The sequence below is a fragment of the Pseudomonas sp. NY5710 genome (assembly GCF_013305665.1).
GTDB classification, from domain to species: Bacteria; Pseudomonadota; Gammaproteobacteria; order Pseudomonadales; family Pseudomonadaceae; genus Aquipseudomonas; species Aquipseudomonas juntendi.
Genome location: NZ_CP045554.1, coordinates 4,356,254 through 4,370,334, shown reverse-complemented (window position 1 = coordinate 4,370,334; position 14,081 = coordinate 4,356,254). Strand labels below are relative to the sequence as shown.

Sequence of the window (14,081 nt, the reverse complement as noted above, 5' to 3'; positions counted from 1 at the left end):
AAGCTTACAGCTTGGAGCTTGAATGCAATGAGTCATCAATCCGATCTGATCAGCGAGGACATCCTCGCCTACCTGGCTCAGCACGAGCGTAAAGAACTGCTGCGTTTCCTCACCTGCGGCAACGTGGATGACGGCAAGAGCACCCTGATCGGGCGCCTGTTGCACGACTCCAAGATGATCTACGAGGACCACCTCGAGGCCATCACCCGCGATTCGAAAAAGTCTGGCACCACCGGCGAAGAAGTTGACCTGGCGCTGCTGGTAGACGGCCTGCAGGCCGAGCGTGAGCAGGGCATCACCATCGATGTCGCCTACCGCTATTTCTCCACCGCCAAGCGCAAGTTCATCATCGCCGACACCCCGGGCCACGAACAGTACACCCGCAATATGGCCACCGGTGCATCCACCTGTGACTTGGCGATCATCCTGGTCGATGCCCGCTATGGCGTGCAGACCCAGACCCGCCGCCACAGCTACATCGCGTCGCTGCTGGGCATCAAGCACATCGTGGTCGCGGTCAACAAGATGGACCTGAAGGGCTTCGATGAAGGCGTCTTCGAGGCCATCAAGGCGGACTACCTGAAGTTTGCCGAAGCCATCAACCTGACCCCGAGCAGCTTGCACTTCGTGCCGATGTCGGCGCTCAAGGGTGACAACGTGGTCAACCACAGCGAGCAATCGCCGTGGTACACCGGCCCGACCCTGATGGAAATCCTCGAAACCGTCGAAGTGTCGGCTGACCGCAACTTCACCGACCTGCGTTTCCCGGTGCAGTACGTCAACCGGCCGAACCTGAACTTCCGCGGTTTTGCCGGCACCCTCGCCAGCGGCGTGGTGCACAAGGGCGACGAAATTGTCGTGCTGCCGTCGGGCAAGAGCAGCCGGGTCAAGTCCATCGTCACCTATGAAGGTGAACTGGAAAGCGCCGGCCCAGGCCAGGCCGTGACCCTGACCATGGAAGATGAGATCGACATCTCCCGTGGCGACCTGCTGGTGCATGCCGACAACGTGCCGCCGGTCACTGACCAGTTCGACGCCATGCTGGTGTGGATGGCCGAAGAGCCGATGCTCCCGGGCAAAAAGTACGACATCAAGCGCGCCACCAGCTACGTGCCGGGCTCGATTGCCAGCATCACCCACAAGGTTGATGTGAACACCCTCGAGAAGGACGCCGCCAGCGCCCTGCAGCTGAACGAGATTGGCCGCGTCAAGGTATCCCTGGACAGCGCCATTGCCCTGGACGGTTACGACAGCAACCGCACAACCGGTGCGTTCATCGTCATCGACCGCCTCACCAACGGCACCGTCGGCGCCGGCATGATCATCGCCCAGCCAGTCTTGCCGCATGGCAGCACCGGCCAGCATGGCAAGCAGGCCCACGTGTCTACCGAGGAGCGCGCCCTGCGTTTCGGTCAGCAGCCAGCCACCGTGCTGTTCAGTGGCCTTTCTGGCGCCGGCAAGAGCACCCTGGCCTATGCCGTTGAGCGCAAGCTGTTCGACATGGGCCGTGCAGTGTACGTGCTCGACGGGCAGAACCTGCGCCATGACCTGAACAAGGGCCTGCCGCAGGACCGCGCTGGCCGCACCGAAAACTGGCGCCGTGCCGCCCATGTGGCGCGCCAGTTCAACGAAGCCGGCATGCTGACCCTGGCAGCGTTCGTTGCCCCGGATGCCGAAGGCCGCGAACAGGCCAAGGCGCTGATCGGCAAGGATCGCCTGGTAACGGTCTACGTCCAGGCGTCCCCACTGGTTTGCCGCGAGCGTGACCCACAGGGCCTGTACGCTGCCGGTGGCGACAACATCCCGGGTGAAAGCTTCCCGTTCGATGTGCCGCTGGATGCCGACCTGGTGATCGACACCCAGGCCACCAGCGTGGACGAAGGCGTTAAACAGGTGTTGGACGTACTGCGTCAGCGTGGTGCGATCTAAGCGCTGGCCTGCACTACCAAAAACCCCGCTCCGGCGGGGTTTTTTTGTGCAGGTTGTCTCACGCCTGGTGATGCGCTAGGGGGGGGCGTGCTTGCCGTTCAGATGTGGTGTTCCGATACAGGAATTACCCGGCGCTCCTTCACCGCCTTGAACGAAAAACTCGAATAGATCTCCTTCACCCCTGGCAACCGCTGCAGCACCTCGCGGGTGAATTCGCCGAACGATTCCAGGTCTCTCGCCAGAATCTCCAGCAGAAAGTCGTAGCGCCCAGAGATGTTGTGGCAGGCGACGATTTCGGGAATTTCCATCAGCCGCTGCTCGAACGCCAGGGCCATGTCCTTGGTGTGCGAGTCCATCATGATGCTGACAAAAGCAGTGACGCCGAAGCCCAGTGACTTGGGCGAGAGCACGGCCTGGTAACCGGTGATGTAGCCGTTGTCCTCCAGCAGTTTGACGCGGCGCCAGCAGGGCGAGGTGGTCAGTGCCACTTGGTCGGCGAGCTCGGCAACGGTGAGGCGGGCGTTGTCCTGCAGGGCGGCCAGCAAGGCGCGGTCGGTGCGATCGAGGCTCGAAGGCATGTTTTGCCCTCCTGCTTGTTTGATTGTTGTTTTCTTTCCACCAAGCAGGCCGCTGTGTGGGCTACTTTGGAAAAATTCGGGCAGCTCGGTGGCATAAGCTTATAGCAAACCACAAGAGGCTGTTGCCATGCGCGACTCCCATAACAACACCGGTTTTTCGACGCGAGCCATCCACCACGGCTACGACCCGCTGTCCCATAGTGGCGCGCTGGTGCCGCCGGTTTACCAGACCGCCACCTATGCCTTTCCCACTGTTGAACACGGCGCAGCGTGCTTTGCCGGGGACGTAGCAGGGCATTTCTACAGCCGCATCTCCAACCCCACGTTGGCGCTGCTGGAAGAGCGCATGGCTTCGCTGGAGGGTGGTGAGGCAGGCTTGGCGCTGGCGTCGGGGATGGGCGCGATTACCTCGACGATCTGGACTCTGCTGCGCCCCGGTGACGAACTGATCGTGGGGCATACCTTGTATGGGTGCACCTTTGCGTTTCTGCATCACGGCATTGGCCAGTTCGGGGTGAAGGTCCGTCACGTCGACCTCAATGACGTCAAGGCTTTAAGCGCGTCCATCACTCGCAAGACACGGATGATCTACTTTGAAACGCCAGCCAACCCCAACATGCAGCTGGTGGATATCGCGGCGGTCGCCGAGGTGGCCCGCGGGCATGACTTGCATATCGTGGTCGACAACACCTATTGCACGCCGTACCTGCAGCGGCCACTGGCGTTGGGGGCGGACCTGGTGGTGCATTCGGCGACCAAGTACCTCAGTGGCCATGGTGATATCACCGCGGGGTTGGTGGTGGGGCGCAAGGCGCTGGTCGACCGTATCCGTCTGGAAGGGCTGAAAGACATGACCGGGGCGGTGCTGTCCCCGCATGACGCGGCTTTACTGATGCGCGGGATCAAGACCCTTGCACTGCGCATGGACCGCCACTGCGCCAATGCGCTGGAGGTGGCGCAGTTCCTGGCTCGGCAGCCTCAGGTCGAGCTCATTCACTACCCGGGCTTGCCATCGTGCGCCCAATACGAGCTGGCGCAGCGGCAGATGCGTTTGCCGGGCGGGATGATTGCTTTTGAGCTCAAGGGTGGAATCGAGGCCGGGCGCAGGTTCATGAACGCACTGCAGCTGTTTGCCCGGGCGGTGAGCCTGGGGGATGCCGAGTCGTTGGCGCAGCACCCCGCGAGCATGACCCATTCCAGCTATACGCCAGAGGAGCGGGCGCATCACGGGATCTCGGAGGGGTTGGTGCGCTTGTCTGTGGGGTTGGAGGATGTGGAAGACCTGCTGGCGGATGTCGAGCAGGCATTGCAGGCTTGCAGCTAGGTTGCTTGGGCCGGCCGTTCCATAGAACAGTACATAACTTATTGATTTAGCAAGGGCCTGTGGGAGCGGGCGTGCTCGCGAACACCGGCGTAGCCGGTGCCCGCTGTTGCGTACCTGGGCTGCCCACAAAAAAGGCCTCTCGCGAGGCCTTTTTCATGTTCAGCGAATCAACGCTTGAGCCCGTAGCTCTCGTCGAGCATGCCCGGGGAATTCGGCGCTTTGGGCGCATAATCACGCGGCACTTCGGCAGTGTCCTTCGGTGGGGTCAGGCGATCACGTGGGCCATGCGCACCTTCGGAGTGCAGGGCGGCCAGCAGGCGCTGGCGGGTCAGTTCGTCCAGCGCCAGGGTGTTGGCACCGTCGGCCAGGTGATCCTGGACATCCTGGTAGCTCTGGGTCAGCTTCTTGACCAGTACTGCAGTGCTGTTGAAGTGGGTAACCACTTCGTTCTGGTAGTTGTCGAAGCGTTTCTGCATTTCATCCAGCTGGCGCTGTGTGCTGCTGGGCGCGGCATTGGGCAGCAGGCGAGCCACGACGAAACCGACGACCACGCCAATGACCAGGGCCAAGGTCGGCAACAACCAAACAAGGAGCGAGAGTTCCACGAGTCCTTCCTCTATAAACGGCTTTGCTTTACGTTAACGGCTCAGACCTGCGCTGTATACCGCGAGCGATCGCAAATCAGAACAGAATTCCTCACCTAGACGAAACGACCCACCCCGAGGTCACGGAGTAGTGCCTTGCTTGTCCGCGAAACCCCCTTGTTCATCGATGGCCCCAGTGGCCAGTTGGAAGCCTTGTACCTGGACGTGGCCGATGCCCGCGGCGCGGTGCTGATCTGCCACCCCAACCCGGTTCAGGGCGGCACCATGCTCAACAAGGTGGTCTCGACCCTGCAGCGCACCGCCCGTGATGCCGGCTATGTGACCCTGCGGTTCAACTACCGGGGTGTCGGGCAGAGCGCTGGCAGCCACGACATGGGCGCAGGCGAAGTGGCCGATGCCGAGGCTGCTGCGGCCTGGCTGCGCGATAAGCACCCGCAATTGCCGCTGGTGCTGATGGGCTTCTCGTTCGGCGGTTTCGTTGCCACCAGTCTGGCTGGCCGCCTGGAGGCGGGTGGGGTGAGCCTGCAGCACTTGTTCATGATCGCCCCAGCGGTAATGCGCCTGACCGACGAATTCCCGTTGCCACAGCAATGCCCGATCACCGTGGTGCAGCCGGAGGCTGATGAAGTGGTCGCGCCGCAGCTGGTTTACGATTGGTCCGACAGCCTGTCGCGTCCCCATGAGCTGCTGAAAGTGGCAGAATGCGGACACTTCTTTCATGGCAAGCTGACCGATCTCAAGGATCTGCTGCTGCCGCGCCTTTCGAACTGAGCCAAGCCTGAATAAGCGAACACCCATGACCACGCGCATTCTCACCGGTATCACCACCACCGGCACTCCGCACCTGGGCAACTACGCCGGCGCCATCCGCCCGGCGATCCGTGCCAGCCAGCAGCCCGGTGTCGACTCGTTCTACTTCCTGGCCGACTATCACGCGCTGATCAAGTGCGACGACCCGCTGCGCATCCAGCGCTCGCGCCTGGAAATCGCCGCCACCTGGCTGGCCGGTGGCCTGGACGCCGACAAGGTGACCTTCTACCGCCAGTCCGATATTCCGGAAATCCCCGAGTTGACCTGGTTGCTGACCTGCGTTGCAGCCAAGGGCCTGCTCAACCGTGCACATGCGTACAAAGCCTCGGTGGACAAGAACGTGGAAGCCGGTGAAGACCCGGATGCCGGCGTGACCATGGGCTTGTTCAGCTACCCAGTGCTGATGGCGGCCGACATCCTGATGTTCAATGCCAACAAGGTGCCGGTGGGCCGCGACCAGATCCAGCACGTGGAAATGGCTCGGGACATCGGTCAGCGTTTCAACCACCTGTTCGGCCAAGGCAAGGAGTTCTTCGCCCTGCCAGAAGCGGTGATCGAAGAAAGCGTGGCGACCCTGCCGGGCCTGGACGGGCGCAAGATGTCCAAGAGCTACGACAACACCATTGCGTTGTTCACCAGCGCCAAGGACATGAAAGACGCCATCTCGCGCATCGTGACCGATTCGCGTGCGCCCGGCGAAGCCAAGGACCCGGACACTTCGCACCTGTTCACCCTCTACCAGGCCTTCGCGACGCCAGAACAGTGCGCCGGGTTCCGCGACGAGTTGTTGCAAGGCTTGGGCTGGGGCGATGCCAAGCAGCGCCTGTTCCAGCTGCTGGACGGCGAGCTGGCGGAAAAACGCGAGCACTACCACCAGCTGATCGCGCGCCCGGCCGACCTTGAGGATGTCCTGCTGGCGGGGGCCGCGAAGGCCCGCAAGATTGCCACCCCGTTCCTTGAGCAACTGCGCGAGGCGGTTGGCCTGCGCTCGTTCCGCAGCAGCGTGCAAACCAGTACCGAAGTGAAGAAAAAGGCCGCCAAGAGCGCGCGTTTCGTCAGCTTCCGTGATGAGGACGGCAGCTTCCGCTTCCGCCTGCTGGCCGCCGACGGTGAGCAACTGCTGCTGTCGCGCAGCTTTGCCGACGGCAAGAGTGCAGGTGCGGTGAGCAAGCAACTGCAGCAGGGAGCTGAGGCCGATGTGCGTGTGCAGGGCCTGGGTTTCGGCGTGTGGCTCAACGGTGAACAGGTTGCCGATGGGCCGCAGTTCGCCAGCGCTGAAGCGCGGGATGCGGCCATTCACAGCCTGCACGAAGCCCTGGCTCCACAACAGGACTGAGGCAATTCGCCGCAACTCTAATTGCCATAAAGCGGGCCGGTCGCTACAGTGACGGCCCGTTTTTTGTTGCCTCGCTAACGAATCATGACTCCCTTAGAACGCTATCAAGCAGATCTGAAACGTCCCGACTTCTTCCATGACGCGGCGCAGGAAACTGCGGTGCGTCACCTGCAGCGCCTGTACGACGACCTGGTACAGGCGCAGAACAACAAGCCGGGGGTATTCGGCAAGCTGTTCGGCAAGAAGGAGCAGACCCCGGTCAAGGGCCTGTACTTCTGGGGTGGGGTAGGGCGGGGCAAGACCTACCTGGTCGATACCTTCTACGAGGCGCTGCCGTTCAAGCAGAAGATGCGCACCCACTTCCACCGCTTCATGAAGCGTGTGCACGAGGAAATGAAGACCCTCAAGGGTGAGAAGAACCCGCTGACCATCATTGCCAAGCGCTTCAGCGAAGAGGCCAAGGTGATCTGCTTCGACGAGTTCTTCGTCTCGGACATCACCGATGCGATGATCCTCGGCACCTTGATGGAAGAGCTGTTCAAGAACGGCGTGTCGCTGGTCGCCACCTCCAACATCGTGCCCGACGGCTTGTACAAGGACGGCCTGCAGCGCGCGCGTTTCCTGCCGGCAATCGCCATGATCAAGCAGTACACCGACGTGGTGAACGTCGACAGCGGCGTGGACTATCGCCTGCGTCATCTGGAGCAGGCCGAACTGTTCCACTACCCGCTCAATGAGGCGGCGCACGAAAGCATGCGTGCCAGCTTCAAGGCGCTGACCCCGGAATGCACCCAGGCAGTCGAAAATGACGTGCTAATGATCGAGAACCGCCCGATCAATGCCTTGCGGACGTGCGACGATGTTGCCTGGTTCGACTTCCGGGCATTGTGCGACGGGCCGCGTAGCCAGAACGACTACATCGAGCTCGGCAAGATCTTCCACGCGGTGCTGCTGAGCAATGTCGAGCAGATGGGGGTGACCACCGATGATATCGCGCGGCGTTTCATCAACATGGTGGACGAGTTCTACGACCGCAACGTCAAGCTGATCATCTCGGCCGAGGTGGAGCTAAAAGACCTGTACACCGGTGGGCGCCTGAGCTTCGAGTTCCAGCGTACCCTGAGCCGCCTGCTGGAGATGCAGTCGCACGAGTTCCTGTCTCGGGCGCACAAGCCCTGAGATCAGCGGCAAGCTTCTAGCTGCAAGCCTCAAGAAAAAGCCGGAGCAGGCCATGAGCTGCTCCGGCTTTTTGCTTTGTCTTGTAGCTTGCAGCTAGAAACTTGCCGCTGCTGGAAGCCCTCAAGCCTCCTGCATGAACTGCTGCCGGTACTGGTTCGGCGACAACTCGGTATGCTGGCGGAACAGCCGCGCAAAGAAACTGGCATCGTCGTAACCGACCTCGTAACTGATGGTCTTGATGCTCTTGCGCGTGCTCGACAACAACCCCTTGGCCGTTTCGATCCGCAGCCGTTGCAGGTAGTGCAGCGGCTTGTCACCGGTCGCCCCCTGGAACCGGCGCATGAAGTTGCGAATGCTCATGCCATGGTTGCGGGCCACATCCTCGAAGCGGAACTTGTCCGCGAAGTGCTCTTCCAGCCAGTGCTGGATCTGCAGGATGATCAGGTCCTGATGCAGCTTCTGCCCGCCAAACCCCATGCGCCCCGGGGTGTAGTTGCGCTGCACTTCGTAAAGGATGTCGCGCGACACCGCACGGGCCACATTGGCCCCGCAGAAACGCTCGATCAGATAGATGTACAGGTCGCAGGCCGAAGTGGCGCCGCCAGCGCAATAGATGTTGTCGGCGTCGGTCAGGTGCTTGTCCTGGTTCAGGCGGATCTTCGGGAAGCGCTCGGCGAAACTGCTGAAGAAGCGCCAGTAGGTGGTCGCCTCCTTGCCGTCGAGCAGGCCACTTTCGGCCAGCCAGAACACGCCACTGGCCTCGGCGCACAGCACCGCGCCGCGGGCGTGCTGGTCCCGCAGCCACGGCAGCACCTGGGGGTATCGTTGCAGCAGGTTGTCGAAGTCGTCCCAGTAGGCTGGCAGGATGATGACATCTGCGTCATCCAGGCCGCCGTCGACCGGTAGCTGTACATTGCTGAAGCTGTCCACGGGCAGGCCATCGGGGCTCACCAAGCGGATCTCGAACATGGGCTGCAAGCCCAGGCCCAGCTGCTTGCCGTAGCGCAGGCTGGCGAGGTGGAAGAAGTCCTTGGCCTGCATCAAGGTCGAAGCGAACACCTTGTCAATGGCCAGGATGCTGACGCGCCGCAGCGACGCGGGGGGTTGGGTAAACATCATTGTCATTGTTCTTATAGGGTAGAGTGGTCAATCACCGGCTGGATCGTCTTATTTTTTTGGTCGAGCTGCAAGCTTCAAGCTGCAAGCTGCAAGCTGCAAGATAAAGCAGGTCAGCATGCGGACCGCTCTGTCTTGTAGCTTGTAGCTTGTAGCTTGTAGCTTGTAGCTTGTAGCTTGTAGCTTGTAGCTTGCAGCTTGCAGCTCTGATCAAGGCGCCGGGTTCGGCTGCTCCTGGTGAATGGCTTCGATCGCCGCCAGCAGTTCGTCGCTCAGGTGCAGCTCGGCGCTGGCCAGGTTGCTGTCCAGTTGCTGCAGGCTGGTCGCACCAATGATGTTGCTGGTCACGAACGGCTGGTGCGTCACGAACGCCAGGGCCATCTGCGCCGGGTCCAGGCCGTGTTCACGGGCCAGCTGCACGTAGCGGCTGCAGGCGGCCACGGTCTGCGGGTTGGAGTAGCGGGCAAAGCGGCTGAACAGGGTCAGGCGGGCGTTTTCCGGGCGAGCACCGTTCTCGTACTTGCCCGACAGCATGCCGAATGCCAGCGGCGAGTACGCCAGCAAACCGCATTGCTCGCGAATGGCGACCTCCGCCAGGCCCACCTCGAAGCTGCGGTTGAGCAGGTTGTACGGGTTCTGGATCGACACCGCCCGTGGCCAGCCCCGGCTTTCGGCCAGTTGCAGGAATTTCATGATGCCCCACGGGGTTTCGTTGGACAGGCCGACATGACGGATCTTGCCCGCCCGTACCTGGTCGTCCAGCACTTCCAGCGTTTCTTCCAGCGGCGTGAAGTGATCGTGCGGCAGGTGCTGGTAGCCCAGTTTGCCGAAGAAGTTGGTGCTGCGTTCCGGCCAGTGCAACTGGTACAAGTCGATGCATTCGGTCTGCAGGCGCTTGAGGCTCTCGTCCAGCGCCGCGACGATGTGCTGGCGGTTGTGCTTGAGCTGGCCGTCGCGGATGTGGCTGATGCCGTTGCCGGGGCCGGCAACCTTGCTGGCCAGCAACCAGTCATCGCGGTCACCGTTGGCCTTGAACCAGTTGCCGATGATGCGCTCGGTAGCCGCGTAGGTTTCCGCGCGTGGCGGCACCGGGTACATTTCGGCCGTGTCGATGAAGTTGATCCCCGCGGCCTTGGCCCGGGCAATTTGGTCGAAAGCCTCGTTCTGGTCGTTCTGCTCGCCCCAGGTCATGGTGCCCAGGCACAGGGCGCTGACGTTGAGGTCGGTTCGGCCGAGCTGGCGGTATTCCATCGGGTAAACACTCCTTGGCAATGGAAGCTCATCAAAGCAGGTTGAAATTTTTCGCGCAATCTGGATAATTCAGCCCCTCTCCGCGTGGCGGAAGTGATGCACCATCACGCAGGAAGAACCCCGTCGAATATTGGCGTGCCCGACCCGAGCCCCCAAAAGCGTCAGTGTTCGGCTGCGCGCTTGCCCTTGGCAAGCTGTGCACTATCCAGTAAGATTCGCCGTCTATTTTTCGCTGGGCGGCCTCTGAGGCTTTAGAGAATGAAAACTTTTACTGCTAAACCGGAAACAGTAAAGCGCGAGTGGTTCGTAGTCGACGCCGCTGGCCAGACCCTGGGTCGTCTGGCTACCGAAATCGCTACCCGTCTGCGTGGCAAACACAAACCAGAATACACCCCTCACGTTGACACCGGCGACTACATCGTCGTTATCAACGCTGAACAGGTTCGTGTGACTGGTGCCAAGTCTTCCGACAAGATGTACTACTCCCACTCCGGTTTCCCAGGCGGTATCAAGGAAATCAACTTCGAGAAGTTGATCGCCAAGGCCCCTGAGCGTGTTATCGAAACCGCGGTCAAAGGCATGCTGCCTAAGAACCCGCTGGGTCGCGACATGTACCGTAAGCTGAAAGTGTACGCGGGTGCTGCTCACCCACACACTGCTCAGCAGCCTCAAGAACTGAAGATCTAACGGGATAGTTCATTATGTCGGCGACTCAAAATTACGGCACTGGCCGTCGCAAGACCGCAACCGCTCGCGTATTCCTGCGTCCGGGTACTGGTAACATCTCCATCAACAACCGTTCTCTGGACGTGTTCTTCGGTCGCGAAACCGCTCGCATGGTTGTTCGTCAGCCGCTCGAGCTGACCGAGACCGTTGAGAAGTTCGACATCTATGTCACCGTTTCCGGTGGTGGTGTCAGCGGTCAGGCCGGTGCGATCCGTCACGGTATCACCCGCGCTCTGATGGAATACGACGAAACCCTGCGTGGCGCTCTGCGTCGTGCTGGCTACGTCACCCGCGACGCTCGTGAAGTCGAGCGTAAGAAAGTGGGTCTGCGTAAAGCGCGTAAGCGTCCTCAGTACTCCAAGCGTTAATACCGCTTCGGCAGTCGAAAAGAGCCCGGTTCCTTGGAACCGGGCTTTTTTTTTGCCTTGAACTAACCTGTCAGCATGTCTGTGGCCGCTCGTCGCATAGACGCAGATCAAGCAAAGCGCTGGTAGTGGGCCCTTGCCCGGCTAATCCCTTGTCAGTGTGTGGATTTGTTTCTTACCATGGCGACCAAATTTTAGTGCCACAGACACAACCTAAGTACAGGCCTGGTTCAACAGGCCAAGCAAGCTGATGGGAGAGGACTGAATGAGCAATGACGGCGTCAACGCAGGCCGGCGCCGCTTCCTCGTAGCCGCGACATCCGTGGTCGGGGCAGCGGGAGCAGTGGGGGCTGCGGTACCGTTCGTGGGGTCATGGTTTCCCAGTGCCAAGGCGAAAGCCGCGGGGGCACCGGTGAAGGTCAATATCGCCAAGGTCGAGGCCGGGCAGCAGATGGTAGCCGAATGGCGAGGCCAACCGGTGTTCATCGTCAGGCGCACCGAGGAGATCCTCGGTAACCTGAAGAAAATTACTGGCGAATTGTCTGATCCCGATTCCAAGTCTTCGGTGCAGCCGACCTATGTCGACCCCGAAGTCCGCTCCATCAAGCCGGAAATCCTCATTCTCGTCGGCCTGTGCACGCACCTGGGCTGCTCGCCCACCTTCCGCCCGGAGGTTGCGCCAGCCGACCTGGGCCCTAAATGGGTGGGTGGCTACTTCTGCCCGTGCCACGGCTCCCACTACGACCTGGCTGGGCGTGTCTACAAGTCGCAGCCGGCGCCACTCAACCTGCCCGTACCGCCGCACTCGTACGAGTCGGACGATATCATCGTCATCGGCGTCGACCAGGAGAAAGCATGATGAGCAAGTTCATGGACTGGATTGATGCTCGCTTCCCCGCAACCAAGATGTGGGAAGATCACCTGAGCAAGTATTACGCGCCCAAGAACTTCAACTTCCTGTACTTCTTTGGCTCCCTGGCATTACTGGTGCTGGTCAACCAGATCGTCACCGGTGTGTGGCTTACCATGAGCTTCACACCCTCGGCAGAAGAGGCATTCGCCTCGGTCGAGTACATCATGCGTGACGTCGAATACGGCTGGATTCTGCGCTACCTGCACTCCACGGGCGCTTCGGCGTTCTTCATCGTGGTTTACCTGCACATGTTCCGCGGCCTGCTCTACGGCTCCTACCAGAAGCCGCGCGAGCTGGTCTGGCTGTTCGGCATGTTGATCTACCTGGCGCTGATGGCCGAGGCCTTCATGGGCTACCTGCTGCCGTGGGGCCAGATGTCCTACTGGGGGGCCCAGGTCATCATTTCGCTGTTCGGTGCCATCCCGGTGATTGGTGGCGACCTCACCCAATGGATTCGTGGTGACTACCTGATCTCCGGCATTACCCTGAACCGCTTCTTCGCCCTCCATGTGGTCGCCCTGCCTATCGTCATTCTCGGCCTGGTGGTGTTGCATATTCTTGCTCTGCACGAAGTGGGTTCGAACAACCCCGATGGCATCGACATCAAGAAGAAAAAGGACGAAAACGGCATTCCGCTCGATGGCATTCCGTTCCACCCTTACTACACCGTCAAGGATATTGTCGGCGTGGTGGTGTTCCTCTTCGTGTTCTGTGCGGTGGTGTTCTTCTTCCCGGAAATGGGCGGTTACTTCCTGGAGAAGCCGAACTTCGAGCAGGCCAACGCCTTCAAGACACCGGAGCATATTGCCCCTGTATGGTACTTCACACCGTTCTACGCCATCTTGCGTGCGGTGCCTGACAAGTTGATGGGTGTGATCGCCATGGGGGCGGCGATCGCGGTGCTGTTCGTACTGCCCTGGCTCGATCGCAGCCCGGTGCGTTCCATGCGTTACAAAGGCTGGATCAGCAAGCTCTTCCTGCTGGTGTTCTGCGTGGCCTTCGTCATCCTCGGCGTGCTGGGCGTGCTGGCACCTACACCTGGGCGCACGTTGTTGTCGCAGGTGTGTACGGTGCTGTACTTCGCCTACTTCCTGTTGATGCCGTTCTACACAAGGCTCGAGAAGACCAAACCGGTTCCGGAAAGGGTGACTGGCTGATGAAAAAGTTGATTGCAGTATTTTTGCTGGCACTGGTGCCTGCCTTTTGCTTCGCTGCCGAACACGGGCTGGAGCTGGACAAGGTCGATATCGACCTGACTGACAAGGCCGCGATGCAGGACGGGGCGCGGACGTTTGCCAACTATTGCATGGGCTGCCACAGTGCCAAGTTCCAGCGTTACGAGCGTGTGGCAGATGACTTGGGCATCCCCCATGAGCTGATGCTCGAAAAGCTGGTGTTTACCGGGGCCAAGATCGGTGATCACATGCAGATCGGCATGAAGCCTGAAGACGCCAAGACCTGGTTCGGTGCCGCGCCGCCCGACCTGACCCTGGTGGCCAGGGTGCGCGGTACCGATTGGCTGTACACCTACCTGCGCAGCTTCTACGAGGACCCCTCGCGGCCTTATGGGGTGAACAACAAGGTGTTCCCGAACGTCGGCATGCCCAACGTGTTGGTCGGCCTGCAGGGCAACCAGGTGATTGGCTGCAAGCAGGTGCAGACGGTGACTGATGGGAAGAAGCAATTCGACCCGTTGACCGGTAGCCCGATTACCCATGAGGCCTGTGACCAGCTGACCGTTACGCCGAAATCCGGTACCCTGACCGCCGAGCAGTTCGACGAGAAGGTCAAGAACCTGGTGACCTTCCTGGCCTATTCGGCCAACCCGGTCAAACTGGAAAGCCAGCGCATCGGTACCTATGTGCTGCTGTACCTGGCTTTCTTCTTCGTATTCGCCTATTTGCTCAAGCGTGAATACTGGAAGGACGTGCACTGATCACGCAGTAATT

14 protein-coding genes are annotated in these 14,081 nt (G+C 60.6%); 10 read left to right on the top strand and 4 right to left on the bottom strand.

Annotated elements, in window-relative coordinates; genetic code table 11:
• Positions 1 to 27: 27 nt before the first annotated feature.
• Complete coding sequence (gene cysN, locus GEV39_RS20155) at positions 28 to 1,929, top strand: sulfate adenylyltransferase subunit CysN (protein WP_009684444.1); 1,902 nt, start codon at positions 28 to 30, stop codon at positions 1,927 to 1,929.
• 98 nt (positions 1,930 to 2,027) lie between these two features.
• On the opposite strand, the gene GEV39_RS20150 is transcribed toward cysN, so the two are convergent.
• On the bottom strand, positions 2,028 to 2,507 hold the full coding sequence (locus tag GEV39_RS20150; RefSeq protein ID WP_173890979.1) for an Lrp/AsnC family transcriptional regulator: 480 nt from the start codon (positions 2,505 to 2,507) through the stop codon (positions 2,028 to 2,030).
• A gap of 127 nt (positions 2,508 to 2,634) precedes the next feature.
• Between GEV39_RS20150 and GEV39_RS20145 the strand changes: the two genes are divergently transcribed.
• Positions 2,635 to 3,831, top strand: a complete 1,197-nt coding sequence (locus GEV39_RS20145; RefSeq protein WP_173890978.1) for a methionine gamma-lyase — start codon at positions 2,635 to 2,637, stop codon at positions 3,829 to 3,831.
• Between the two features lie 167 nt (positions 3,832 to 3,998).
• On the opposite strand, the gene GEV39_RS20140 is transcribed toward GEV39_RS20145, so the two are convergent.
• Positions 3,999 to 4,436, bottom strand: a complete 438-nt coding sequence (locus GEV39_RS20140; RefSeq protein WP_173890977.1) for a Z-ring associated ZapG family protein — start codon at positions 4,434 to 4,436, stop codon at positions 3,999 to 4,001.
• 135 nt (positions 4,437 to 4,571) lie between these two features.
• Here GEV39_RS20140 and GEV39_RS20135 point away from each other — a divergent pair, with 135 nt between their 5' ends.
• The 3 genes from GEV39_RS20135 to zapE all read left to right on the top strand — a co-directional run bounded on the left by GEV39_RS20135 (position 4,572) and on the right by zapE (position 7,761).
• Positions 4,572 to 5,207 (top strand): alpha/beta hydrolase, encoded by a 636-nt coding sequence (locus tag GEV39_RS20135; RefSeq protein ID WP_054905345.1) that lies wholly within the window; start codon positions 4,572 to 4,574, stop codon positions 5,205 to 5,207.
• Between the two features lie 25 nt (positions 5,208 to 5,232).
• Complete coding sequence (locus tag GEV39_RS20130) at positions 5,233 to 6,582, top strand: tryptophan--tRNA ligase (protein WP_173890976.1); 1,350 nt, start codon at positions 5,233 to 5,235, stop codon at positions 6,580 to 6,582.
• Positions 6,583 to 6,666: 84 nt separating this feature from the next.
• Positions 6,667 to 7,761, top strand: coding sequence for a cell division protein ZapE (zapE, locus tag GEV39_RS20125; protein ID WP_029886538.1), 1,095 nt, complete (start codon positions 6,667 to 6,669; stop codon positions 7,759 to 7,761).
• A 120-nt stretch (positions 7,762 to 7,881) separates the two neighbouring features.
• On the opposite strand, the gene GEV39_RS20120 is transcribed toward zapE, so the two are convergent.
• Positions 7,882 to 8,802, bottom strand: coding sequence for a GlxA family transcriptional regulator (locus tag GEV39_RS20120; protein ID WP_173891736.1), 921 nt, complete (start codon positions 8,800 to 8,802; stop codon positions 7,882 to 7,884).
• A 285-nt stretch (positions 8,803 to 9,087) separates the two neighbouring features.
• Positions 9,088 to 10,128, bottom strand: coding sequence for an NADP(H)-dependent aldo-keto reductase (locus GEV39_RS20115; protein WP_173890975.1), 1,041 nt, complete (start codon positions 10,126 to 10,128; stop codon positions 9,088 to 9,090).
• Between the two features lie 258 nt (positions 10,129 to 10,386).
• Between GEV39_RS20115 and rplM the strand changes: the two genes are divergently transcribed.
• The 5 genes from rplM (at position 10,387) to GEV39_RS20090 (ending at position 14,068) form a co-directional block, all read left to right on the top strand.
• Positions 10,387 to 10,815, top strand: a complete 429-nt coding sequence (gene rplM, locus GEV39_RS20110) for a 50S ribosomal protein L13 (protein ID WP_003251819.1) — start codon at positions 10,387 to 10,389, stop codon at positions 10,813 to 10,815.
• 14 nt (positions 10,816 to 10,829) lie between these two features.
• Positions 10,830 to 11,222 (top strand): 30S ribosomal protein S9, encoded by a 393-nt coding sequence (rpsI, locus tag GEV39_RS20105; RefSeq protein WP_003260797.1) that lies wholly within the window; start codon positions 10,830 to 10,832, stop codon positions 11,220 to 11,222.
• Positions 11,223 to 11,484: 262 nt separating this feature from the next.
• On the top strand, positions 11,485 to 12,078 hold the full coding sequence (petA, locus tag GEV39_RS20100; protein ID WP_009684434.1) for a ubiquinol-cytochrome c reductase iron-sulfur subunit: 594 nt from the start codon (positions 11,485 to 11,487) through the stop codon (positions 12,076 to 12,078).
• On the top strand, positions 12,078 to 13,289 hold the full coding sequence (locus GEV39_RS20095; RefSeq protein WP_046616511.1) for a cytochrome b: 1,212 nt from the start codon (positions 12,078 to 12,080) through the stop codon (positions 13,287 to 13,289). Before petA ends, GEV39_RS20095 begins: the two co-directional genes overlap by 1 nt.
• Positions 13,289 to 14,068, top strand: a complete 780-nt coding sequence (locus GEV39_RS20090) for a cytochrome c1 (protein ID WP_173890974.1) — start codon at positions 13,289 to 13,291, stop codon at positions 14,066 to 14,068. Before GEV39_RS20095 ends, GEV39_RS20090 begins: the two co-directional genes overlap by 1 nt.
• The last annotated feature ends 13 nt before the right edge of the window (positions 14,069 to 14,081 follow it).